25 protein-coding genes are annotated in these 24,687 nt (G+C 44.2%); 24 read left to right on the top strand and 1 reads right to left on the bottom strand.

The genetic code is table 11. The features are described from left to right. Nucleotides 1–413 precede the first annotated feature (413 nt). From MSG37_RS03585 to MSG37_RS03575, 3 genes are all read left to right on the top strand, one after another. Nucleotides 414–3,056, top strand: coding sequence for a TonB-dependent receptor (locus tag MSG37_RS03585; protein ID WP_248469205.1), 2,643 nt, complete (start codon nucleotides 414–416; stop codon nucleotides 3,054–3,056). A 164-nt stretch (nucleotides 3,057–3,220) separates the two neighbouring features. Next, nucleotides 3,221–4,708 carry a tryptophan halogenase family protein gene (locus MSG37_RS03580; RefSeq protein WP_248469204.1) on the top strand — a complete coding sequence of 496 codons (1,488 nt, stop codon included), beginning with the start codon at nucleotides 3,221–3,223 and terminating at the stop codon, nucleotides 4,706–4,708. Between the two features lie 385 nt (nucleotides 4,709–5,093). Then, nucleotides 5,094–5,966: an AraC family transcriptional regulator gene (locus tag MSG37_RS03575; protein ID WP_248469203.1), complete on the top strand. Its 873-nt coding sequence runs from the start codon at nucleotides 5,094–5,096 to the stop codon at nucleotides 5,964–5,966. A gap of 630 nt (nucleotides 5,967–6,596) precedes the next feature. Here the strand turns inward: MSG37_RS03575 and MSG37_RS03570 are convergent. Further along, a complete protein-coding gene (locus MSG37_RS03570; protein ID WP_248469202.1) occupies nucleotides 6,597–7,316 on the bottom strand; it encodes an XRE family transcriptional regulator in 720 nt (239 codons plus the stop codon). Nucleotides 7,317–7,526: 210 nt separating this feature from the next. Here MSG37_RS03570 and MSG37_RS03565 point away from each other — a divergent pair, with 210 nt between their 5' ends. The 21 genes from MSG37_RS03565 to MSG37_RS03465 all read left to right on the top strand — a co-directional run bounded on the left by MSG37_RS03565 (nucleotide 7,527) and on the right by MSG37_RS03465 (nucleotide 24,633). Beyond that, on the top strand, nucleotides 7,527–7,703 hold the full coding sequence (locus tag MSG37_RS03565; RefSeq protein ID WP_248469201.1) for a hypothetical protein: 177 nt from the start codon (nucleotides 7,527–7,529) through the stop codon (nucleotides 7,701–7,703). After that, nucleotides 7,696–9,933, top strand: a complete 2,238-nt coding sequence (locus MSG37_RS03560) for a DNA-binding protein (RefSeq protein WP_248469200.1) — start codon at nucleotides 7,696–7,698, stop codon at nucleotides 9,931–9,933. Before MSG37_RS03565 ends, MSG37_RS03560 begins: the two co-directional genes overlap by 8 nt. A 74-nt stretch (nucleotides 9,934–10,007) precedes the next feature. Beyond that, nucleotides 10,008–10,742 (top strand): ATP-binding protein, encoded by a 735-nt coding sequence (locus MSG37_RS03555; protein ID WP_248469199.1) that lies wholly within the window; start codon nucleotides 10,008–10,010, stop codon nucleotides 10,740–10,742. 41 nt (nucleotides 10,743–10,783) lie between these two features. Beyond that, a complete protein-coding gene (locus MSG37_RS03550; protein WP_248469198.1) occupies nucleotides 10,784–11,359 on the top strand; it encodes a hypothetical protein in 576 nt (191 codons plus the stop codon). After that, complete coding sequence (locus MSG37_RS03545) at nucleotides 11,352–11,900, top strand: helix-turn-helix transcriptional regulator (RefSeq protein WP_248469197.1); 549 nt, start codon at nucleotides 11,352–11,354, stop codon at nucleotides 11,898–11,900. Before MSG37_RS03550 ends, MSG37_RS03545 begins: the two co-directional genes overlap by 8 nt. Then, on the top strand, nucleotides 11,881–12,090 hold the full coding sequence (locus tag MSG37_RS03540) for a hypothetical protein (protein ID WP_248469196.1): 210 nt from the start codon (nucleotides 11,881–11,883) through the stop codon (nucleotides 12,088–12,090). The genes MSG37_RS03545 and MSG37_RS03540 overlap by 20 nt, the downstream gene beginning before the upstream one ends. Nucleotides 12,091–12,093: 3 nt before the next feature. Then, on the top strand, nucleotides 12,094–12,744 hold the full coding sequence (locus MSG37_RS03535) for a DUF3164 family protein (RefSeq protein WP_248469195.1): 651 nt from the start codon (nucleotides 12,094–12,096) through the stop codon (nucleotides 12,742–12,744). Nucleotides 12,745–12,766: 22 nt separating this feature from the next. Further along, nucleotides 12,767–13,057, top strand: coding sequence for a hypothetical protein (locus MSG37_RS03530; protein WP_248469194.1), 291 nt, complete (start codon nucleotides 12,767–12,769; stop codon nucleotides 13,055–13,057). A gap of 130 nt (nucleotides 13,058–13,187) precedes the next feature. Next, complete coding sequence (locus MSG37_RS03525; protein ID WP_248469193.1) at nucleotides 13,188–13,823, top strand: regulatory protein GemA; 636 nt, start codon at nucleotides 13,188–13,190, stop codon at nucleotides 13,821–13,823. Next, nucleotides 13,816–14,286 (top strand): Mor transcription activator family protein, encoded by a 471-nt coding sequence (locus tag MSG37_RS03520; RefSeq protein WP_248469192.1) that lies wholly within the window; start codon nucleotides 13,816–13,818, stop codon nucleotides 14,284–14,286. The genes MSG37_RS03525 and MSG37_RS03520 overlap by 8 nt, the downstream gene beginning before the upstream one ends. Nucleotides 14,287–14,369: 83 nt before the next feature. Beyond that, nucleotides 14,370–17,024 carry an anti-phage protein Ppl gene (gene ppl / locus MSG37_RS03515; protein ID WP_248469191.1) on the top strand — a complete coding sequence of 885 codons (2,655 nt, stop codon included), beginning with the start codon at nucleotides 14,370–14,372 and terminating at the stop codon, nucleotides 17,022–17,024. A 75-nt stretch (nucleotides 17,025–17,099) separates the two neighbouring features. Beyond that, nucleotides 17,100–17,528: a DUF5675 family protein gene (locus MSG37_RS03510; protein WP_248469190.1), complete on the top strand. Its 429-nt coding sequence runs from the start codon at nucleotides 17,100–17,102 to the stop codon at nucleotides 17,526–17,528. Nucleotides 17,529–17,630: 102 nt separating this feature from the next. After that, on the top strand, nucleotides 17,631–18,245 hold the full coding sequence (locus tag MSG37_RS03505) for a hypothetical protein (RefSeq protein ID WP_248469189.1): 615 nt from the start codon (nucleotides 17,631–17,633) through the stop codon (nucleotides 18,243–18,245). Beyond that, on the top strand, nucleotides 18,246–18,458 hold the full coding sequence (locus MSG37_RS03500) for a hypothetical protein (RefSeq protein ID WP_248469188.1): 213 nt from the start codon (nucleotides 18,246–18,248) through the stop codon (nucleotides 18,456–18,458). After that, nucleotides 18,451–18,780 (top strand): DUF2730 family protein, encoded by a 330-nt coding sequence (locus MSG37_RS03495; RefSeq protein ID WP_248469187.1) that lies wholly within the window; start codon nucleotides 18,451–18,453, stop codon nucleotides 18,778–18,780. The genes MSG37_RS03500 and MSG37_RS03495 overlap by 8 nt, the downstream gene beginning before the upstream one ends. Further along, nucleotides 18,780–19,079 carry an ArsR family transcriptional regulator gene (locus MSG37_RS03490; RefSeq protein ID WP_248469186.1) on the top strand — a complete coding sequence of 100 codons (300 nt, stop codon included), beginning with the start codon at nucleotides 18,780–18,782 and terminating at the stop codon, nucleotides 19,077–19,079. The genes MSG37_RS03495 and MSG37_RS03490 overlap by 1 nt, the downstream gene beginning before the upstream one ends. Beyond that, nucleotides 19,079–19,651 carry a DUF3486 family protein gene (locus tag MSG37_RS03485; protein ID WP_248469185.1) on the top strand — a complete coding sequence of 191 codons (573 nt, stop codon included), beginning with the start codon at nucleotides 19,079–19,081 and terminating at the stop codon, nucleotides 19,649–19,651. The genes MSG37_RS03490 and MSG37_RS03485 overlap by 1 nt, the downstream gene beginning before the upstream one ends. Continuing rightward, a complete protein-coding gene (locus tag MSG37_RS03480) occupies nucleotides 19,651–21,270 on the top strand; it encodes a hypothetical protein (protein ID WP_248469184.1) in 1,620 nt (539 codons plus the stop codon). The genes MSG37_RS03485 and MSG37_RS03480 overlap by 1 nt, the downstream gene beginning before the upstream one ends. Continuing rightward, on the top strand, nucleotides 21,270–22,925 hold the full coding sequence (locus MSG37_RS03475) for a DUF935 domain-containing protein (protein WP_248469183.1): 1,656 nt from the start codon (nucleotides 21,270–21,272) through the stop codon (nucleotides 22,923–22,925). The genes MSG37_RS03480 and MSG37_RS03475 overlap by 1 nt, the downstream gene beginning before the upstream one ends. Before the next feature lie 2 nt (nucleotides 22,926–22,927). Continuing rightward, nucleotides 22,928–24,370 carry a phage minor head protein gene (locus tag MSG37_RS03470; RefSeq protein WP_248469182.1) on the top strand — a complete coding sequence of 481 codons (1,443 nt, stop codon included), beginning with the start codon at nucleotides 22,928–22,930 and terminating at the stop codon, nucleotides 24,368–24,370. Beyond that, nucleotides 24,367–24,633 (top strand): hypothetical protein, encoded by a 267-nt coding sequence (locus tag MSG37_RS03465; protein ID WP_248469181.1) that lies wholly within the window; start codon nucleotides 24,367–24,369, stop codon nucleotides 24,631–24,633. The genes MSG37_RS03470 and MSG37_RS03465 overlap by 4 nt, the downstream gene beginning before the upstream one ends. Nucleotides 24,634–24,687 lie beyond the last annotated feature (54 nt).

Here is a 24,687-nt window from a genome sequence, read left to right as displayed (position 1 = left end):
CCTATAAACTTCAAATTCTAATTCGTTAGCAAGGATTTTTTTCTAGCGATATAAAACTGAGCTTATAGATAAAGTGAAGTTGCTAGGTCTAGAAATCATAAAATTACGAGCGAGATAAATGTTCGACTGCAGTATTAGCAATTACAGAATGAGTTTTTATATCACGATATGAGTGCAATATTTAACGTACAACTTGAGCTAATAATGTGCATTACCAGTGAATTGTTAGCGCAATTAACGCACTTGTTTGTTTACATTGTTTTTACATCGCATGTTGTTTTGGTCGGTTTTTTCAGCAACTAAGATAGATAAGTATCATTACTTAGGTGAAATGTACCTAAAATAATAAGGGGAGCAGTATAAGTTAGTAATGGTTTTTTAACATTGGACGTGTAGGGAATACAGGAATAACCATGAAAGCTAATAATAATTTAAAAATGTTTAAGCGCTCTAGTTTGGCACTTTGTGTCACAGGTGTGTTGATGGGGGCTTCAAGCCCTGTTCTGGCGGTTGAGGGGCCGCAAGCGGATGATAATATTGAGGTGATTGAGGTCAAAGGCATGCGTAGCTCGCTGCAAAAGTCGCTCAATACTAAGCGTTTTGCAAATTCTGTTGTCGATGCTATCACTGCTGAAGATATCGGTAAGTTTCCAGATAAAAATGTCGGTGATGCGTTGCAGCGGATCTCCGGGGTAACAGTTGATCGTCAATACGGTGAGGTCAGTGGCGTGACGATTCGTGGTACTGCGCCGGAGCAATCTCGAATTTTGCTAAATGGTCAATCCGTTGCAAATACATCTTGGTATGACTTAGGGCCCGCTACTAGAACCTTCAATATGGAGCTTGTGGGGGCAGAGCAGATCTCAGGTGTTGAAGTGTATAAATCGCCTGAAGCGAGAATTGAAGAGGGAGCGTTAGGTGGTACTGTTAATTTGCAAACTCGTAAGCCGCTCGATTTAGATGCCAATACTTATATGATTTCCGCTGAAGTGGCTCGCAGCTCTTTGTATGAAGAAAATGACCCCGGAGCGGCATTTTTAGGAAGTTGGAAAGATGAAGATGAGCGTTTTGGTATTTTAGCTGCGTATTCATTCGAAAAGCTCACTTCTGGCCGTCAAGTATTAGAATCGTTAAGTGGCTATTACCCCTATTTTGAAGCCAATGATCAAACGGGTGAAGAGGCCGCTGTTGGTGCATGGGGCATAGGCTCTCAAGCCTTTAGAGCAGAGCGTGAGCGTACTAGTGCTCAACTTACTTTACAGTTCATGGCAACTGAAGACTTTGAATTGACCTTAGATTACTTTAATTTTGAGTTTGATAACCCGCATGTTAACCATAACTTTTTAACCGTAAGCGCTCGTGGTTCAGAAGCGACAAATGTTGTTAATAACTCATTAGGTGGCACAGAGTCAGCAACAATCCAGCCCGCTTATGCGTCAATCATTTATAACCCTGTTGTGCGACATGCCGTTAATATGGAAGCAGATGTGCTAAACCTAACCGGTAAGTATAGTGGTGATGGTTATACGTTAAGTGGTGTGGTTGGCCAATCAACATCTAAAGGTGGCACTCAAGGCGGCTCATCTTCTTGGTGGATCCCTGCGACTGACGAAGGCGATAAAATTGGTGACCCAGCATTTCCAAATGGTCAAGGAAGTGTCGATGGTGGCTTTAGCTACGATGCGACAGGACCTTATCAAGTTCAGTTAACTTCTCTTGATGCAACCGATGCGTCGCAGTTTAAACATGCACAAGAAGCAAATTATGAAAGTTCGCTTCAAGATCATGATATTGCCTATGCACAATTTGATGTGGTTTTCGAGCTTGATAATGATTATATCGACAATATAGCTTCTGGCATTAAGTACAACACCAGTGACTTTTCTCGAGAGGCCTATAACCGTAACCCGAGTGAAATCATTGGTTTTGTACCTGATGGTAACTTAGCAAATTGGAGTGGCGGTGTATTAAGCGGTCTTCATTCTCAATCATCTGGCAATACGCTTAATTCATACGCTTATCTAGATGAAAACAAATGGTGGGACTTTATTAGCCAAAAATATCAAAACGGCGAACTGGTTGAAGTGCTCAATAAAGGTAATACCTTTTCTGTTGAAGAAGAAATGTTAGCACTGTATGCACAAGTTGATTTTTCGGGTGACAATTACCGCGGTAATTTAGGCGTTCGCTATGTAACAACAGAGCAAAAGTCGACGGGTTATGCGGATGGCAATGTTTTCAATGAAACAGTTGATTACGATAATTGGTTACCCAGTTTAAACATTGCTTATAACTTATCTGATGATTTGATTTTACGTGGTGCAGCGTCAAAAGTGATGGCACGTAATAACTATAGCGATTTGAAACCTGGGTTAAATATCGCAACGAATATTGGCAGCGCAAATGGCGGTAATCCTAATTTGCAGCCTTACGAATCAAATCAAGCCGATATTGGTGTTGAGTGGTATTTCTCACCGTCTTCTTTGCTATCAGCAGCCGTTTTTGTCAAAGAAATTGACAACGTTGTCAATGTGGTTGAAAGCACTGAATACGTTGAAACTTGTGGCCCAAGCGAAGATTTGTGGGATGAGTGCCGCGTTACACGTCCACAAAATAGTGGTGACGGCTCTGTAACCGGTGTTGAGCTGCAGCTGCAACATACTTGGGATTCCGGTGTGGGCTTCTTAAGTAATTATACTTATGTTGATAGCGAACAAACTAATGCTGCTGGTGAGAAAGAGATGGTGCCTGGTGTATCTGAAAACTCATTTAATGGCTCAGTATTTTATGAGAATGAGTACATCACTGCCCGTGTTGCCTACAACTGGCGTACAGAGTGGCAAGGTGTTGGTGCGTTAAATACTGTACTAAATGATGACTACAGCCAGTGGGACGCTTCTATTACTTGGCATGTATTAGAAAACCTCAATCTTACGCTTGAGGGGGTTAACTTAACCAATGAAGTCATTCAGTCACGTGATACTACCTATGACTTAACTCAAAATACCATTGAATTTGGCTCACGTTACTATTTGGGTGCCAGCTACCAATTCTAGTAACTGCAAATTAATCGGTATTTGTTGTACGAGGAGAGGCTGAGATTAGCTCTCCTTTTGTAGTTTTAACAGTATGCCTCGGAACGCCTAATATCACGCGAGTTTTTATCTAAAGCTGCTTCGTTATCCAGCTGGTGAGTTATCAATATTTGGGAGTCGATAAAATGGAAACGATTAAGAAAATAGTCATTGTTGGTGGCGGCACATCAGGTTGGATGGCTGCTGCTGCGTTAGCAAATGCCAAAAGTAGCGCTTCACTAGATATCACCCTCATTGAATCGAGCCAGATTGCAACCATTGGTGTTGGTGAAGGCTCCACACCGTATTTAAAGCACTTTATGGCGTCGCTAGGGTTCACAGAGAGTGATTGGATGACTCACTGTGATGCGAGTTTTAAGACGGGTATCTACTTTGACGACTGGAGCGTGCCGGGAAGCCGTTATTTTCACCCGTTTTATACCTCCTTTGACGTTAAACCTGCCGAAGTATTTTTCCACCTTGCTAATGCAAGGCGTCGCGGAGTTGGCCCACACACAACTGGTGATGACTTTTTTCTTACAGGTCAGCTTGCACAGATGAATTTAGCTCCCAAGCCGCATAAAGCTCTACCTGTAGAACTTGAGTATGGCTATCATTTTGATGCAACAAAACTCGCGAAGGTGCTCAAACAGTACGCACTAGATAAAGGTGTTGCTCATTTAGTTGATGAGGTAATTGCAAGCGAGTTGGCCCAAGATGGAAATGTCGCAAAGCTCAATCTCGAAAGTGGTGAAGCGCTAAGTGCTGACTTTTTCTTTGATGCTAGTGGCTTTCGAGCCGTATTGATTGAAAAAGCGCTTGGTGTCGATTTTGAGTCTTTTTCTACTGAACTTATTAATGATGCAGCTGTTGCCGTAAGCACTAAAATGGAGCCGCAACAAACAAAGCATTACACAATGTCAAAAGCTTTATCTGCCGGTTGGATGTGGCAGATCCCACTGACGTCGAGGACGGGCAATGGCTATGTATATAGCTCTAGGCATTTAACGCAGCGAGAAGCAGAGCAGGAGTTAGCAGCAGAGCTAAATATTGATCCAACTACAGTAGATTTTAAGCATTTAAAAATGAAAGTAGGCATGCGTTCTAGCCCTTGGACAAAAAATGTCTTGGCAATTGGGTTATCTCATAGTTTTGTTGAACCTTTAGAAGCAACCGCATTAATGGTTACTCAATGGAGCATTGAGTCATTTGTAAAAGTTTTGACCACGACAGACTTTGTTGAAACACAAGCCGAGTCTCGTGCAACCTTTAATCGGCAACTAACGCAGTTAGTGCTCGGGGTAAAAGAGTATATTCACGCTCACTATGTCACGAGTCCTCGCAGAGACAGCCCTTATTGGCAGCAGGTCACCAGTAAAGCGCATATTCAGCCCCGACTCGCGTCAATTTTGTCTTGTTGGCGTTCAGGAAAAGACTTTGACGCATTACTGTACCGTTTTGATGCTGAGCTGGCCTATTTTAGTCCCTCTTGGTATGCACTACTTGCTGGCATGGATTACCGCAATGATAAGCTTTGTATGCCACACAACCAGCTTGACCCACAATTTATTGCAAAAGCCCAAGGCTACTTTAAACAAATAGCGTTAACACATTTTCGAAAAGCGGCAGCGTAATCGATAGTTCAGTTCAAATCAGGTATTAATTCTTATATAAGACTGGCGGCAGGTTTGTAAGGTGATTTATTGATTTTTATCGGTATTTGTTTTTGGCAATATCTATTTTCTAACATTTTATTTTGGCTTGAGCTTAGGTTGGGCTTAGCTTGAATTTAGCGCTGTTAACTATAAAGCCATTTTTGCAATGTAAAACTGACCACTTTCTCATTAGATATAATCAAAAAGATTATTCAACTTAAGTCTAGTATTCAATCGGTTATCCCTAGTTAGAATTCGACTTTATGAATAACATTCATGGTCAACAGCTAACTTAAACAAACAATGTAAACGGTGTTGTGGTTCCTAATCGCTAGGATGCGCTAAATAAATGGATTTATAAAAAATGAAACCTATGTGTGAAAAAGTGATCCCATCGGCGAATTGTTCGTGGCGCTTTGTAAAGTATGAATTAGCCAATATTGATTTCAATTGGCACTACCACCCAGAATATGAAATTTGCCTAACATTAAATTCTTCTGGTTTGCGCTATGTTGGTGACAATATAGAAGAATATACTGGTGCAGACTTAGTGCTTGTTGGGCCTAACATGCCCCATACATGGCATACCGATGAGAATAGTGACGGAACGATACAAACGGTTTATGTCGCGCAGATCCCTAAGCTTTGGATTGAGGGGTTAATTGATGAACACAAGGAGTTTACAGAGTTAAAGTCTATGCTCGACTTGTCATCAAGGGGCCTATTGTTTGGGGCAGAATGTACAAGAAGGGCGCAAGAGCTGTTTTTGGCAATGGATAGTGCAGATCCATTCAATCGTTATGTTCAGTTAGTAACTTTATTAAATGTAATGAAAGCTGATCCGTTAGTTGCAACATTATCCAGTAGCTTTTTTACATTTGGCCATCGTACCGATGTGGGGATAGATAAGTTAGATAGAGTAATTGAATATATTTATAATAATTTTGAGCGATCTATTTATGCAGAAGAACTCGCTGAAATCGCGCATATGAGTACCAATCATTTTCACCGTTTTTTTAAGAAGCGTACAGAGCGAACTTTAACGACTTTTATAAATCAATTACGCATTGGCAAAGCCTGTAAATTACTCATTAATTCTAATCATCCTATTGCAGTGATCAGTGACCAATGTGGCTTTAATAATACATCGAATTTTAATCGCCAGTTCCTGTCTATTAAAGGCTGCACGCCGAGTGCATTTCGTAACAGTATTAAAGTTAAGCACGTACTATCTTAGGTCTCTGCCTACCAGTTTGATTACCTGTGTGATGACCTAACCTTAATTAACCTAGGTTATACCTATCAGTATAAAGATTTGGTCGCTCAGCGAGAGTTTAACGGTTTTGAGGCAAGATCATTAAGTGCTCCTTGGTAACTGCTCCTGCGTTACTCTACCTTCTATATCCATATAGTCGTGCTTTAATGACATTCGCTGCGAGTGAAGGGCATAGTTGAACTAGGTTCAAGCTCCCTCTTTGTTTGTAAGAGTCACAGCATCAGAATCGCTAAAACTCGCCCTTCTGGAGCGTTTTTGGCTGCCTACTTCTGCGTTGAACAGCCTCACAAGGGAATAGCCATTCTTTCATCTATTCCCCTTGAATTAGTTGCCACTTCTAACTCTAAATCTGTAACCAGTCATTAGGTATGGCAAGTAGGGGATTGAACCGAGAATAGGTGAGATCTCGTAGGAACAGCTGGGAAAGCCTTTCGTATTGGGGCTTGGCTAGTCAGATATTGAAGTTGAAGCAGGGTTTGGTCAAATCGGATGATTTGGCAGGGTTAGTCAGTTTGCTGCTTTGAGTTCAGTTAATTTGGCAAAAAAGGTTGAGGGCTATCATCGCGCGATTAATAGCCCTTTAAACCAGCTTTAATACAGGTCTTTACCTATCCAAACCACTTTGCCGATAATCTGTAGTGTGTCGATTTCATCAGCTTTGACGATTTGATCTTCATACTCTTTATTATCACTGATAAGGCGAATGTCACCGTCGAAACGCTTTTGTAGGCGTTTGGCATAAAGCTCATCACCGAAACGTAAAACAAAGATACAACCATCAGTTAGATTCTTATCGCTAGTATCAATAAGCAGCGAGTTACCAGAATGAAGAGTAGGCTCCATTGAGTCGCCTTGAGTCATTACCATGACAAGGTCGGAATCTTTGAATCCTCGATAATTGAGCCAGTTCTTTCTAAATGCCAAGCGTCTAACAACATCTTCAGGTTTAGTGTTAACCAAACCGTGTCCAGCACTAACCTTAATGTTGTATACCGGAATAAATACATACTCGCTTGATATAGAAGACTCTGCGGGTTCGCCCGATATTAACTCATCTATAGAGACATCTAGTACTTTGGCTATCTTATAAGCAATGTCGATTTGAGGCATGCGCCCTTTAATATAATTCCTAATCGACGCTTCAGTCGTGCCCGCCATAGTCGCAAGCATGCGTCTGCTTACCTTTTTACGCTCAATTAACTGCTCTAAACGTTCACCGAATGATCCTATTTGCTCTTCGAGAAACGGATCAGTGATCCCAATCTCTTCAGCTAGATCCTTTTCCAATGTATCCCCTTTATTTTCAGACATTTATATATTCTTCGTTAATTTTTAAGAAAAAAACGAACATAAAGTATTGACGATGCGAACAAACGGATCAACTATATGTATATTCGTTCGCGGTGCGAACGTACGTTTATGGTGTTTAAGGGTTCGCAGTGCGAACAGTCATATGAAGAGTATAAATATATGCGGATAGAAAAGGCAAACCATATACACGCAGCTTTGTTAGCAAAGGGTATGAGTTGCAGGTCTTGGGCATTATCTAATGGCTATAACCCTAGAACCGTACAAAAGTGCGTAAAGCTTTTTGCACCAGCGACAGGACGTAAACCAAGAACAGAATTAGCCAAAGCGATTATGTTCCACCTGTCTCTAGCTATTGATTTTGATTTAGTTGGAGTCAGTGATGATTAAGCAATGGTATACGGCAAAGGACCTTACAGGGTTACCTGGCTTGCCTAAATCGGATAGGAATATTCGCCTTAACGCCCATAAACATGGATGGACAAGCCGTCCAAAAGCAAAAGGTAAGGGCTTTGAATATCACTTTGATTCTTTGCCTTTAGATACAAAAGCATATTTGCGCGCTAAAGCCGTTGAGCAAAGTACAGAGGCCTGTGTCGTAGCTGCAAAATCAGCACTAAAGCAAGATGCGACTAAGAAATCACAATCTCGCCAACAACGCATCAGCAACAAAAGCCAAGGCTTAACAGCGTTCATGTGCCTAAATGAAGCCAAGCAAGAAAAAGCAAAAGCCCGTGAGAAGGTTGTCACTGCCTACGAGCAATTCATTGCACCATATATAGATGCTGGTAATAAAAGTGATGGTATCAACGCTTTTGTAATTGGTTTCAACTCTGAACAGTTGCTAGCTGATAAAGCCGTACGCACTCACGTTAAGCAAGTCGCCGAAAGAACACTTTACCGCTGGTCAAAAGCTTATAGTCAAGACGGAGTCATCGGCCTTGTTGATCAATACAAAGGTAATGTTAAGTCTAAAATCGATGACCAACCACGCCTAGATGAGTTTCTAATGGCGCTGGTTACCAAAAAGCCACACTTACTAAAGCAAGCCGCTAAAGTGCGTGATATGGCAATGGTCAGATCTGATGAATATGGCTGGCAATTACCCTCAATTAGCTCGTTTAAACGCTGGTTAAATCAATATGCCGACAAGCATGAACTAGAGCATGCCTTTACCACCAATCCCACTTTATATACCGACAAATACCGTCCGCTGTTTGCGCGTATGTACCCGCATATTGATGGGCCTAATCAAGTATGGGAATTTGACTCAACCCCCACAGATGTTGAGCTCAACGTTAATGGCAAGCTAAAACGCCACAGCATAGTAGCGGTGATTGATGCCTATACCCGCCGCGTGCAATTAATTGTTGCACCAACCTCAAATAGCGAAGCTATCTGCCTATTGCTGCGTAAAACACTACTAGAGTGGGGCTTACCAGAAGAGGGCGCAATCATGCGTACCGATAATGGTAGTGACTATGTATCACAACGCACTACAACCATCTTCAATCTACTCGACTTAAAGCTCTCCAAAGCCAATGCGTTTAGTGGTTGGGAAAAGCCGTTTATCGAGCGTTTCTTTGGCACCATGAGCCGTGTGCTAATGGAAAAAATGCCAGGCTATATCGGTCATAGCGTTAGCGACCGTCAACAAATCGAAGCCATGTACAACTTTGCCAAGCGTATTGGTGAAGGTAAAAAACAAGCGGAAGCTGAGCGATTAAGGCTAGCGTTAACGCCAGAACAACTGCAGCAAGCGCTAAACGATTACTTAGAGTTTGATTACAACCACGTACCCCACGATAAAACCGATAAAACGCCATTTGAGTTGTATGCAGGAGCAGGGTACCAAAAGCGAGCAATTGGTAACGCCCACATTCTCGACACTCTACTCAACTTCATCGGCACCGCAAAAGTCGTACGTGGCAGTGTTAAAGCAGACGGCGTGCAATATACAGCGCCAGAATTGATGGAAGCCGCATGGCAACGTCAAACGGTACGAGTATTTGTTGATCCTTGCGATATCGGTCGTGCCACGCTTTATCCCATTGACCAATGGGATACCTATGTTGATGCCGTCAATATGGATCTCGTTAATCGCGGTATCGCCCCAAGTGAATTTCGTGAGCGCCGCAAGCAAACCCAAAAAGAGTTGGCTGCATTTCGTAAGTCAGCTAAACGCCTGCAGCAAGAGTTTGGTATCGACTCACTCTACGCCGACGAATTGGCACAAAAGAAACTACAGCGTGCCAGCCTCAGCTATATCGAGCGCACAACAGGTCACGACAACAATGCAATTGCAGGCTTAAGCAGTGCGACCAGCAATAAGCAACATCAACTCAATGAAACCGAACTCGCCGCCATAGAGCGCCAACGAGAGGCCATCGCCAAACGTAAAGCAAACATGGCCGAGCAAGAGTCACGCATCGTCCGTAGCGATCACGAAAAAGCCGTGATGCTTACACAAGAATCACTCACCCGAAAACTAAACCAAGCAGAACAAGACTGGCTGAAGAAGTATCGCCTAAACAACTTATTACAACGTAATCGTCTAGACAAAATTCTAAATCAACAAAAAGTGAAAAAAGCTGAGCAGCCCCACCGCCAAGTGAAATAGCTGCTCAGCCTTCAAACCCGAGGTCATTGAGCCTTACAAACAGTAAAACCAACGCAAACCAAAGGAATGCCATTATGAAACATAAAATCGTTGAAGTAAAAAACGTCCTACGCACACAAGACATGTTTGCCAATCTGCAAAGCCGTAGCGATATCACTCCAGGGATAGGGCTAATCCATGGTGCCAGTGGTTTTGGTAAAACCACCACCGTCACCTACATGGTTAACCAACTTACTAGCATGGGCAGCTTGCCTGCATTCGTGCGCTGCTGTGCTACCGACACCCCAAGCAGCTTTTTAGCCCGCGTAATGAAAGAGCTAGGCAGCGAGCCTATTTTTCCTCTGCGTAAGTCAGTTGATTTCATCATCAACACCATGAACGAGCAGCAAATAGCGCTGTTTGTTGACGAAGCAGACCACATCGTAGGCCAGTCAAAAACTATGGAAACCATTCGTGATATCTACGACGCCACAGAGCTGCCTGTCGTACTTATCGGCATGGAAGAGATCGCCCGTCGCATCAGTCACCGCAAGCAGTTATTCAACCGTATTTCAGAGTGGGTCGAGTTTATGCCTGCAGATAACGAAGACGTTTCAATGTTTGCCACAGAGCTACTCGAAATAGACGTAGAAGTCGGAGAAGACCTACTCGACTACATTCGCCAACGCAGTGGTGGCGAGGTGCGCCGAACTCTCATCGCACTAGAGAAAATTGAGCGCTTTGCACTATCTAATGAGCTTGATTTTGTCGACAAAGCGGTATGGGGCGACGGCCAGCTGTTCCTCAACCATTCACGCCGCCAAGTGTAGAGCCTAGACCCGTGCGCTAATAAAATAGATAAGGATAACCAATGAATATCCCTACAAACTCCAGCTCTATAAGGCACCAAGCTTGGGGGCTAATGTGTAATCGACAAACATTTAGCTGCAAAGAGATTGCACAGGTTTTAAATATCAAAACCAACAAAATCGTTGGCTTTACTCGCACGCTAATCAGAAAGCGTGCAATAGAAGTAATCGACAAACGAAACAAGTATCAAGGCACGCTGTACCGCGTTTGTATTGAACGTCAGGCACTGCAACTGCATACGCCAATGGTACCAAAGCGAAAAGAGCGCCGAGTAAAAAAGGGCACCCGATCACAACAGATCTGGAACACCATCCGTATTCATCGTGCATTCAGTGTCGAGTTACTGCAAACCACCACTAATGCATCGTTGTCCTTAATCAACAACTATCTATGGCACTTAGAGCAATCAGGCTTTATCCGTAAGAAAGGGCGCTTTCTCAATCAAAGCGGCTACTCCTGCGTTAAATACATGCTGATTAAAGATCTCGGTCGCTTATATCCAACCACTCAAAAGCAAGGCATGTGGGACCAAAATAGCCAAGCTTTCTATCCGTTTAAGGAGCCAAGCGATGAGTAAATGGCAGCAGATATTAGCCGAACAGGCTAATGAACACGGTCAAGAAGCCGTTGCAAAAAACCTTGGAGTATCCAAAACGGTTATTAGCCAACTGATAAACAGCAAATACCCAGGCGACTTACAACGGATGAAAAAGCTAGTCGAAGGAGCCTACATGCACCGCACGGTTGTTTGCCCAATTATGGGCGAAATCCCCTTGCATCAATGCGACAAACATCAAAACAACACGGTAACCAGTAACCCAATAAAGTTGCGCCTATACCGCGCCTGTCGTAGTGGTTGCCCGCATTCAACCCTGCCAGAACAAAAGCAGTTTAAGCGTATCGCAATACAAGCCAATTTCTCGGCAAGTGATGCACCAAAGCGCTATAGCGCCGATGCAGCCTATAACCGCCTAGAGCGCCAATCACAAACGGATGGTGGCGGGGTAAGGCAACTGTGCAGCCTATTAAAACAAGAGTTAAAGGCACTAGAGCTTAGGTACAACAAACTAATCCAGCAACAAGCCGCTAGGAGGCAACATGAACACCCAAAAAATTAATGTCGTTTGTGCACTGCGCCTACGCGGCATGAAGGTGCTAAGCCGTAAACACAAAGTGGTCCATATCGACCAGCCAACCAAAGAGTTTAAAGCCATGGCAGTCGAAATTATCGAAAACATAAAGGGCATTCGCCGCCGTAGCGGCGCAGTGCAATTTCATGGCGTCACCGTGCGCTGGAATGAGGAATAAGCAATGAACAGTCAAAACAATACTCAAGTTGGAACTCAAGCCAATACAAATGGCATCCCAGCTGGTTATCGTAAAAACGCAAAAGGCGATCTCGTACCAGAAGAGCGCATCAAAGCCATCGACAAGCTTCGTGACGAAGTGGTTAGCGATATTGTCATTAAAGGCAAAGCGCTGCGCCAAGCAATGCTCGATTTCAAACTCGCCACCATGAATCAGATCACCGATTTTGTCGATCTCTCAGCCAATGAATACGGCGTCAATATAGGCGGTAAAAAAGGCAACGTCTCACTTAGCAGTTTCGACGGTCAATACCAGGTACGCCGCGCAGTGGGTGAACACCGTATTTTTGATGAACGTATCCAAACCGCTAAAACTTTAATCGATGAGTGTATTCATTCCTGGTCAGGTGGAGCAGACGACCGCCTAATGGCCATGGTAGAGCATGCATTTCGCGTCGACCAACAAGGTCAAATCAACGTTAACCAAGTGCTTAGCTTACGTCAGTTAGATATCGACGATGCCGCTTGGAAAAAGGCCATGGACGCCATTGCTGATGCCATTCAAATCACCGGCACCAGCGAATACCTGCGGTTATATGAGCGTTTACCAAATGGCAAATATGTTCAGTTATCAATGGATATCAGCACCCTTTAAATGGGTATGTAAGGAGCAAATCATGATTAGTCCAATACAGCACCTGTTTGACGAAAACCAAGCCAGTCTCGACCGAGTCGCATTTAAGTTACGTATTGCAGCTTTGCTTGAAGCGAACTTTGAAACATTGCGCTGCGAACTAAGCAAAATGGCGTTATCCACGCCGCACTACTGCCTACTCATCAGTGCAGCGCTCATGAATGAGTTAAAAGAGCTCAGCCCTGAGTTTGCCGGAGAAAAGCGCAGGCTAATAGGTTTCTTCATCATTCGTTCGCTGAAAAATATTGACCCATCAGCACAACAAGAAAGCTGACCAAGAGCTGTGATCAATAAGTGCAGTGAGCGACAAGAGCAGTGAACGAAAAGTGCAGTGAGCCGCCAACCGCTGAGTGGGCAAATCAGCTAGCCGACTCGCTAGGCATTGATAAACGGGGAAGATAACCATGCACACAATTACGCCAGATACTAAACGCCTATTTACTTTAATCAATATAGCCAAGACGCAGCTGCAGTTAGACGATGACCTTTATCGCAGTATGCTCAAACATGCCACAGGCAAAAGCTCACTGCGTGCCATGACGCTTAGTGAGCTTGAACAAGCACTAGAATGTTTTAAGCAAAAAGGCTTTAAACCCACTCGGGTTAAACCAAGTTTAAACAACGATAAAAAGGGCATTAAAGCGAAAGTTAAAGCGAACGTTAAACCAAACATTAAAGGTAAACGCTTAAGCCCTGCATCAGGCAATGCAAAGGTGGCACTAATCGATAAAATCCGTGCGGTATGGATCACTATGAGTCACCACAACATCATTCAAGACGCTAGCGAAACGGCATTAGATAGTTATGCACGCCGTATGACCAAGTCACAACAACAAGTCGATAGCGTGGCCTGGCTCAATCCACAACAAGCCAATCGAGTGCTAGAGAGCCTTAAAAACTGGCACCGCCGTGAGCTGCTAGAACGTATTCAATCAAGAACGCTCAACAATATCGCAAAATCAAACCATCAATCTCTTAGCTATAACCAAGTTGTCGACCTATATTTAAACGGAGCCTACGGAGGGGCCGCCCATGAATAACTTAATGCCTAAAAAGCATGCTGATGCTATTCAACATGAAAGTACCGATCAGATGGACCTGTTGCAAACTAGCCATCAAGAACTTGAACAAGCACTCGAAACCCTACAAAACCTCAAACCAGATGAGCGTGAAGACTTCACCAAACGCTGGCCATCAACCTTGCAAAGCTTGTGTGAGCTAATGCGTGTTACTTTGGAAGGGCAAGCTATTAGCAATGCCGTACAAATCAGTGAAGCGTTAGCAACGACCTTAAGTGCCTATCTTGGTGGCCGAGATATCTATATTCCTAATGGTGAACGTCTCAAAGATGCGCTGCGTGATATTCGTATCTGGCGAGAGTTTAAAGGCAATAACCTTGAGCAATTGTCGCGAGACTATAGCTTGACAGAGCGACGAGTGAGTCAGATTATTGCCGAGCAAAGGGCGGCGTTTGTGGCGAGGAAGCAGAGAAGGTTGTTTTGAATATACGTGAGCTGTAACTAATTGTTTAGGTGAAGTTTTGTGGTACGATCAACACAATTTATGACTGTGTTGAGATAAGTTTTATGTATGGTACCGATTGGTTTAAGTTTGACTTTCATTGTCATTCTCCAGCTTCTGAAGATTATAGGGAAGATGACCCTGTTTCGCCTAAAGATTGGTTATTAGCGTATATGAGGGCTGATATTGATGCCATTATTCTTTCAGATCACAATACGGGGGCCTTTGTTGATAAAGCAAAGCTGGCTTTCGAAGAGTTAAAAAAAGAGTTTGATGCTGGTGAAAAAAACGGATTTAAGCCTTTAAGCATTTTTCCTAGTGTTGAATTAACAGCTACTGGTAACGTACATATTTTAGGTGTTTTTCCAGAAGATTTTAATTCAGAACAAATCGCTGGTGTCGTAGGTGCTTGCGGTAAACCACTAAATATACCAAATCATAGCTTAGTGTTAACTTCGGGAGTTGAACAGTGTTTAGATATTATTAAGGCAAACAATGGTTTAACGATTTTGGCTCATGTGGATAGACCAAAAGGTTTGTTAACAACTGAGAAAAATTTAGGTGCGATTAGACAAATATTTAATAAGAAAATCGATGCAATAGAGCTTAAAGGTGATATTCAAGACGTTGATCAGCAAAAGAGAAAGTTTATTGAAAATAAGCCATTAATTATTGGTTCAGACTCTCATGAGCGTAGCACTGCCGGAAGCCTTTACACCTGGGTCAAGATGAGTTCTCCAAACTTTGATGGCTTGAAAACTGCACTTGCTGATCATGAATATTCGATTATTCGAAGTATCGATGGTAAGCCGCCTGCGCAACCAGGTAATAGAGTTAGTGAAATAAGAATAAACACAAATACTTGCTCTAACAATGGAATGCCTATCACAGTAGGTTTTAGTCCATGGTATAGCGCTATAATCGGTAGTCGAGGGAGTGGAAAGTCTACTGTTGTTGAGTATATTCGATATGCTTTAGGGCTTGATAATGAGTTACCAAAGGATATTAAACTAAAGTACGATAAATTTGTTGCTAAAACGCTTGGGAAAAACTCCCTGATTGAGCTTGATTATTATAAAGATTCCCAAAAGTTTTTAATTAAAGCTTCGCCTATAGAGCGGTTAGCTAAATTTACAGACTCTGACGGGACAATCACATCTGAATCGTTTTCTTCACAAAGATTTCCTATTTCTATTTATAGTCAAAAAATGCTTTTTGAAATAGCTAATGCTAGTAATGCATTTTTACGAATAGTAGATCAGTCTAAAGAGGTGAATTATGATTCTTGGTTTACTGTACATAAAAGCCTAGAGGATGAGTATGGTGCTTTATTTGCTCAAAGAGAGAGGCTTATAGGTAATAGTAAACAGTTAAAAACTATTAAAAGCGAGTATAAAGATATAAGTCTAAGTATTGAACAAGTTCAAGACTCAGATTACTCAAAACTGGTTGAAAAAAAAGAGCAATTAGATAAAGAAAAAGGCTATTTAGACCAATTTATTCAGGGGATACAGACAAGCTTGAATGATGTAGAGCAAGCTTGTGAAGAGTCAGTTTTTGAATTGTTAGAACCTGAATATGAATTGGACTCTATAACTGAATCATGGGTATCGGATGCAAATAAGTTAAATATTGACTTTGCTAAAAGCTTAAAATCACTAATAGGTGATTATAGGGCTAAGGTTGATGGCCTTATCGAACGCCCTCCATATACAGTTAATTCTGCTTTACTTGAAGAAAATGCTCATGCGATTCAAGATTGTGTTGAAACATTAAATGAAAAAGGTGCTTCACCGGAAAGGTTGATTGAATTAGTTGCGCAGCGTTCTGATTTAGCAGATAAAGCTAGAGGTTTGGCGTCATCACCTGTCCAGCTTGTCAAAACTATTGGTTTACTCAATGATAAATACCAGCAGCTAGTAGATAGTCGACAAGAGCTGACAAATAGACGACAAAGTTTTATTGATTTACTGAAAATTGAAAACTTAAAGATCAGAGTGTTACCTTTGGGGGAACCAGAAGAAGACTTGATTGCTGGGTATAAGCAAGCTGTAGGCTTTGAGTCATTTAGTGAACATATATATGATGTTGCATCAAAAAAAGGGTTACTTGACCCATTAGTTAAGATTGAAAAAAGAAATTCTAAAATAGCGTTAGATACTTACGTTAAATTAAGAGAATTAAAGGATTTCCATACGGTCACTATGGATATCATGAAGGATAGAGGGCTTCATGCTTCTTTTGCTAAAAAGTTGAGTGAGCTAACCAATGATCGCTTAAGAACCTTGAACACTTGGTTTCCAGAAGATGGTATTTTTATTCAGTTTAAAAGGGATGATGATAGCTGGTCTAATTTAGAAGATGCGTCACCAGGCCAACAAAGTGCTTCAATGTTAAGCTTTTTACTCAGTTATGGCGACGAACCAATTATAATAGACCAACCAGAAGATGATCTGGATTGTGCAATGCTGTCGACAAATGTCATTCCAAACATAAGAAAGAACAAATCTAGACGACAATTAATATTGGTTACACACTCGGGGCCGCTAGTTGTGAATGGTGATGCGGAAAATGTAATTTCTATGAAGTTTGATAAGGGCAAAGTGACAGTAGGCCAAATGGGGTCTATTCAGGAACCAGCGATGAAAGATTTAATATGTGCACAAATGGAAGGTGGTAAAGATGCATTTAAGTCTCGTTACAGCAGATTGACAAACTAATCCCGAAATCTTTCAAACCCTGCCAAACACCATAAACCGAGACAATGAACCTATGTTCCTTGTCTCGGTTTTTTTATGCCTGCACAAAAGCTTACCCTCTACCGCCGTTACTTTCAGCACGGTACTTTTGGCGAACTTAAAGACGCTGGTGGTAATACTGTTGCTGTTACCGTTGAATGCTCTTGGTTAAATAACCAGAAGGGCAAGAGCTGCATCCCTGAAGGCACGTATCAAATACAACGCCACCAGAGCCCGAGCAAAGGCGTATGCCTTGCTATTACTGCGCCCACTCTAGGCGTAACTCTGTACGGTCCTAGCCAGCGAACCCACTGTTTAATCCATGTTGCCAATCGTGTGAGCGAGCTCCTGGGTTGCATCGCCCCAGGTGAATCCTTTGGCGTTGTAGGTAAAGAGTGGGGCGTTTTACAAAGTCGTAATGCTCTTGAACAGCTACTGGCATTAGTCGGTGAGCAAAGCTGCACCATAGTGATTCGGGGGCAATGATGCTCTCTAGCCACATTCAAATAGGAATCAATTGAAGCCATCCAAATCGCTAAGCACTCAGTCACCAATTATTCATACACCTGCTCTCACTAAGGACCGAATATGGACCCGCTAACACTCACTGCAATCGCTTCTACCTTAATTAAAACTGGTCCCGATCTTATTCGTGGCATTGGTAGTTTTTTTGATAATGACGATTCCGGTAAAGCCAAAAAGGATATCGCAAATAAGGTAGCCAACTTAGTTGATATTGCAGCAGGTAAACCTAGCCCTGAGCAAGCCCTTAATCAGGCGTTGACTTTACTATCGCCCCAAGATTTGTTGCAGCTTAAATCGGTGGCTGCCGAATGCGAAGTGCAGCTGGCGCGCATCGAGGCTAAGCGCGATACCAGTTTGCACCTGCAAACTCAGCAGACGATTCAAAACGGTGATAACAGCACTAACCTTTATGTGAGTAAGACCCGCCCTTATATGGCGCGCTTATCGGGTTACATCGCTGGAACATATGTATTAGGGCTAGAAGCGGCGGCAGCATTTGATAAAGGCTCAGGGGCCTCACTTGATATGGCACTGTTACTTATTTCACCACTGCTGGCTTATATGGGGCTGCGTGAAATTGGCAAGTGGCGTGAAGGTGCAAGTACTGTAGCTGGTGTTGCTAGCAGTATTACTACGGGCTTGGGGCCGCTGTTTAAACGTGGCAGCGCAGGAGCTTAAATGAAAGCCGAAGACTGGGCTAGCGACCTTGAGATGCGTGAACGTGAAAGCTGTATCGCAAGGGCTCGTAAGCCATTAGCACAAGGCAATGGCATATGTGTGGATTGCTTAGAGGCTGTTGAACCTCAGCGGCTAAGGGCGCAGCGCTGTTTAAGTTGCCAACAAGATGAAGATCTGCGTGAACGTCAGCGCACTGGAGGCCGCCGTGGCTGATGCATTGGAGTTTATTAACAATAACTTTAAATGGTTATCCGCCTTTGCTTACTTGGCCTTTATAGGTTTACTGGCTTGGTTCAATCAACGATTTACCCCACGACGTGATCATGAACACCTTAATAAAAAATTGAGCCAAATCGATCAGCAGATGACGCAGGTCAAGGCTGATATTAAGCACCTGCCGACCAAAGAAGAGGTCCACCGCCTAGATAAAACCCTAAGTGGCCTTACTGAAACCATTAACGCCACGCAAGAGGGCATTAGTCGTCTTGAGCGTAAAACAGATCTGCTACTGGAAAACGAATTAAGGAACGACTAATGGCATTACAAGAGATCATGAAAGAACACCAGCGGCTGGTGATTTTACGTTTGCTAGCAGAGGTATCTGGTTTCGACTTAAATGAGTCCATCTTGCAAGATGGTCTTAATGCATACGGGTTAGATATCAGCCGTGACAGCTTACGCACTCAACTTGCTTGGCTAGCAGAGCAGGGCTTAATTACATTGCAAAAGCTCGGCAGCACTCAAAAGGCGGTGCTCACTGCTAGAGGCGAAGATGTTTCTCAAGGCCGAGCAGTAGTGCCGGGCATTAAACGCCCTCGGGCTGGGGAGTGCTAATGATAACCGCAGACACCCCAACCCGCGGTCGTCGCTCTAAGGTCGACTTGCTGCCCGATGACATCCGCAAAACCTTAGACAGTGGTTTACGTGATGGCTCCATTACTCAAATGGAACTGCTTGATGAGATTAATGCGCTTATCAATGCGGCAGGCTTACCCGAAGAACAACAACTATCCCGTGCAGGTTTAAACCGTTATGCCACCAAGATGGAAGCGGTTGGCAAAAGCCTGCGTGAGATGCGAGAAATTACCCAAGTATGGACGGCAGAGTTAGGTGATAAACCCACAGGTGAAGTCACCAAACTGATATTAGAAATGGCGCGTTCGCAGCTGTTTAAAGCGCTTTTAAACGAAGACGGTGAAGCGGCAGATGTAGGCATGATCAAAGATGCCATGTTGGCAGTGCAGCGGCTCGAATCAGCAGCTATGGCGAGCCATAAACGCGAAAAAGAGATCCGTAAACTGTTTGCCGAGGAGGCTGCCAATACTGCTGAGAAGGTCGCTAAATCTGCGGGTTTAACTGCCGATGCGGTAAGCCTGCTCAAGAAAGAAATTTTGGGAATTGCTTAATGTTAACCTGTGATCCAACTAACTCTTCATTTGAGCCCCCATATGAGCCAGCTTTTGACGCTGAGTATCAAGCAAGTTGCCTGCGTGGTTATGATCCTAAAGAAGTGTTACTTGGGTATCAAAAACGCTGGATAGCGGATGAGTCACAACTCAAGCTGGCTGAAAAGTCACGCCGTACCGGTTTAACCTGGGCTGAAGCGGCTGATGCCGCATTAACTGCAGGAGCCGCCCGTGGCCAAGGCGGCACTAATCATTTTTATGTTGGCTCAAACAAAGAGATGGCGCGAGAGTTTATCGACGCTGCAGCCATGTGGGCTAAGGTATTTGATAAAGCGGCTGGCGATATACAAGAAGAGATCTTTATCGATGAGGGGCAAGACGGCAAAGAGATCTTAACCTTCGCCATCTACTTTGCCTCGGGCTTTAAGATCCAAGCGTTATCAAGTAACCCCTCAAATCTGCGTGGTATGCAAGGCAACGTCACCATAGATGAAGCCGCCTTTCATGACCGTTTAGCCGAAGTGTTAAAAGCTGCATTAGCGCTGACCATGTGGGGCGCAAAGGTTCGCTTAATCAGTACCCATAACGGCATCGATAACCTATTTAATGAGCTGATTAATGACTCCCGTGCGGGTAAAAAAGATTACAGCATTCACCGCATAACACTCGATGATGCTTGCAATGAAGGCTTATACAAACGCATTTGCCAAATTCGTGGCATCGAGTGGAGCAAAGCTGAAGAAGACAACTGGAAAGCGGCCTTACTTAAAGCCACAGCCACTGAAGAGGATGCACTTGAAGAGTATGGTTGTGTGCCTAAATCTGGCGGTGGTGCCTATTTAAATCGTGCCTTGATTGAAGCACGCATGGGCAGTATTGGTGAGAGTGGTCCGGTTATTCGCTTGGCTAAAAAAGATGACTTTGGGCAATGGCCAGAAAACCTGCGTGCAGCAGAAATATTGCAATGGTGTGAAGATGAACTTAAGCCAATACTCGATAACTTAGATCCAAGCCGCCCCCATGTGTTTGGCGAGGATTTTGCCCGCAGTGGTGACTTAACCGTGATCGATGTGGGCGAGATAGCGCAAGACCTACACATCAAAGTAAAGCTGCAAGTCGAGCTTAAAAATATTCCCTTTCGTCAGCAAGAGCAGATCCTGTTTTACATTGTCGACCGTTTGCCCCGACTTCGCGGTGGCGGCATGGATGCTCGCGGCAATGGCCAAGCCTTGGCTGAATACGCTCAAGACAAATATGGCACTGAGGTGATTGAGTGCGTCATGTTGTCAGAGTCTTTTTATCGTGAGCAAATGCCACGTTTTAAAAGCCATTTTGAAGACGGGTTAATCACTATTCCCAGAGACGATAACACCAGCACTGATTTGCGGGCGCTCGCCATCAACCGCAGAGGCACACCATGCCTAGGTGATGTACGTACAGGCCAAGATAAAGAGCGTCATGGTGATGCGGCCATTAGTTTGTTTCTCATGGTTTACGCCGCCACCCTCGACGGTGCCCCCATCGAATTTACTCCTATTCCTAAAAGTGATCACCGTAACCCCAATGCACGCCCAAGTGGCGATGATGATCATACTCAATCACAGCGAGGCTGCTGGTAATGCAACAAAAGAAATCTGTAATACTCGACGCCAATGGTCGCCCCTTTAAGCAGCGTGATGCCAAGGCTCTACAAACCGATGATGTGCGTATTACTGGCCTGCATCGCACCTTTAGCCAGCATCCTTCAAGTGGCTTAACGCCTGCAAGCGCAGCTGAAATACTGCAAGCGGCAGAGCAGGGCGACTTGATTGCTCAGTGTGAGCTGGCCGAAGATATTGAAGAGAAAGACGGCCATTTATACGCCGAACTCGACAAGCGAAAACGTGCTCTAATCGGCGTTGATTATTACCTAACCCCACCACGTAACCCCAGCGCACAAGAGAAAGCCGATACTGAATATTTGCAAGAGATGCTCGAAGAAGGCAACTGGATAAAGAGCCTTATTAAGTCGATGGCCGATGCCATTCTTAAAGGTTTTAGCATGCATGAACTTGCCTGGACGCGCGAGCTAGGCGAATGGTTTGTCGAGGTGCCGGAGTATCGTGATCCGTCCTGGTTTATGACTCACCCCGAAAACCGTAATGAACTGCGCTTGCGCGATGCCAGCCATCAAGGTGCTGAGCTGTGGCCCTTTGGCTGGATTAAACACACCCACCTAGCTAAATCAGGTTACTTAAGCCGTGGTGGCTTAGTGCGCCAATTGGTGTGGCCATTTATCTTTAAAAACTACAGTGTGCGTGATTTGGCTGAATTTTTAGAGATCTACGGTTTACCACTGCGTATAGGCCAATACCCAAGTGGTGCGAACGATGATGAAAAGCGCGCTCTACTGCAGGCGGTAATGAGTATTGGCCATAACGCGGGTGGCATTATGCCTAAAGGCATGGTGATGGACTTTCATAGCGCCGCCCAGGGCCAAGCAGATCCGTTTGAACTCATGATGAGCTGGGCTGAAAAGACCATGAGTAAGGTTATTTTAGGCGGCACGCTCACCAGCCAGGCCGATGGCAAAAGCTCAACCAACGCCCTTGGTAATGTACATAACGAGGTGCGCCAAGAGCTGCGCGATTCAGACTTAGCACAATTGGCTGAAACTTTAACCCGTGATCTCGTTGCCCCGCTGTACGCCCTTAATTGTAAGAGTTACCAAAGCCCTAGGCGTCATCCTCGTTTAGTATTCGATATTAGCGATCCTGAAGATTTAACCGAGTTAGCCGAACCGCTAAAGGTACTGGTTAGCATGGGCATGCAAGTGCCACAGCAATGGCTACATGATAAAACGCGTATTCCAAAGCCTGTAAATGGCGAGGCGATATTACTACCCGAAGGCCAAGCGGCCACGCCGCCAGTAGGCCCCGCATCTAAGCCAGCTAAAGGCGAAGATGCTGCGCTATCCGCTAATCAACATACGCTAGCCGCCTTAACCGCCGCTAAGATTAACCACTTAACTCTAGATGCAGAGCAGCAACAGCTTGCAGAATCTGAAGCCGAGCTTAAGCAGATGCACAACCAATTAGCAGGCAATATGGCTCCGGTGTTAGCCAGCTTTACCGAGCAAATTGCAACACTGGTGGCTAATGCCGAGTCACTCGAAGAGCTGCAGCAGGCATTAGCCGAGCTAGAACTATCGGTAGATGAAGCAAGTGAAATCATGCAAACCGCGTTTGCAGCTGCCGATCTCGCAGGTCAATACGATGTGAGTGAGGGACGCTAATAATGGCGACCAAGGCTAGCTATGGCTCGCTTACATTTGCCGAGCAGATTAGTTTTTTCCGTAGCAAACTAAATTTACCCAGTGAACGTTGGAATGATATTTGGCGCAGCGCCCACAACACTAGCTTTGCGGTGGCTGGGGCGATGAAAGCTGATTTGCTCAATGACTTTCGCCAGGCACTCGATAGTGCAATCAGCGAGGGCAAATCGCTTATCTGGTTTAAAAGTGAGTTTAAGCACATAGCCGCCAAACATGGCTGGCAACATACGGGCGGCGCAGATTGGCGCGCGAGGATCATCTACAACACCAATATGCGCCAAAGCTACAATGCAGGCCGCTTTGAGCAACTGCAGAAGTTTGATTACTGGCGCTACGCCCACGGTGACAGCCAAACACCCAGAGAGCTGCACTTGAAGTGGCATAACATCTTACTGCCCAAAGATGATCCTTGGTGGCAAAACCACTTTCCAAGTAACGGTTGGGGCTGTAAGTGCCGAGTGTATGGTGTAAGCAAAAATGAATTTGAACGACGGGGTTTAAGGTTGAGTGAGCGACCTAACGATGGTCTGCGTGATTGGCTCGATAAAACCACTGGAGAGGTGCATCAAATACCCAAAGGCATTGATGCAGGCTTTGATTACCAACCTAAACGCGAAGTGATTGCCGCAAAGCGCAAGCAGCAAACTGAAGCGAAAATCCAAAATAAAGCTAAGAGAAAAGCAGAGCAGGCGACAGAACGCATCGTACCAGATTCATTTAGCACGGTTAAAGGAGTCACTAACGCCAGTTTAAACCAGGCTTTAAACGTAATTAAACAAACCTCAAGCGCTGAGCAAGTGGACCTGCTGGGCAAGTTCATGCAGCAATACAAGATTAAGTCGCTGTTTTTAAAACAAGCAGAAATGGGAGCTAGTAACGCTGGCGCAAAAGCCATTGAGCAATCGGTGGCTGAGTATTTGAAGAATGACCACTTCCGTACTAGGCGGCTATATACTACGAACGGCTATCGTCGTGCCTGGGGCTTTACTTCATCCTCATACGATAACGTTAATGTAAAAGTGGCCAGCACCATTCGCTTAGATAAAATGGTGGTTAATGAACTACGCCAAGGGGTAAAGCTAGCGGCCATGTTTAATGCTGAACAGAAAACGGTATTTTCAATGTCAGCGTTAATCCGCTCGCAAAGTGTCAGCGCGCACCATGGCGGAACCTTAGTCACTTGGTTACACGAGGTAGGGCATCAGCTACACTTTAAAGCTGGTAGCCCACCTAGACCAATGGCAAAGCATTTAACCCGTTACAGTAACAGTAACTATTATGAATGGCATGCCGAGCACTTCACCGCTTGGGTGCTTAATCGCAATGCACTAGCTGAGTTTAGCCCTGAAATAGCAGAATACTTTGATAAACTCATCGTGGGCGTACTCGCTAAGGAACCAAAATGACAACACCAATGGATAAAGATTTAGCCGCCATGCTAGCAAGAGCCACAGCCTCAGCTGAATTTAACCAGCCAATGCCTTTGGTCGATAAAGCTTTGCTTATCGTTAATGACGCAACCTTGAGCTTTAAGGACAAAGTATCGCAAATCGAAAAGCTTGAGCAGCAGGCTGAAGCCGAAAATGCCGTTAATGAATTAACCGCGTTCGCCGAAGTATGGGAGAGCCTTTACGCTCTAACACCCCTCGATGAAATGACAGACCGTTAGTTAATAACCCTCTTAATGAATAGTCAAAAGACAAGTAGCTATTAAGGAGGTCAC

This window comes from Shewanella sp. 1CM18E (genome assembly GCF_023161665.1).
Taxonomy (GTDB): domain Bacteria; phylum Pseudomonadota; class Gammaproteobacteria; order Enterobacterales; family Shewanellaceae; genus Shewanella.
This window is presented reverse-complemented; position numbering and strand designations above follow the sequence as displayed.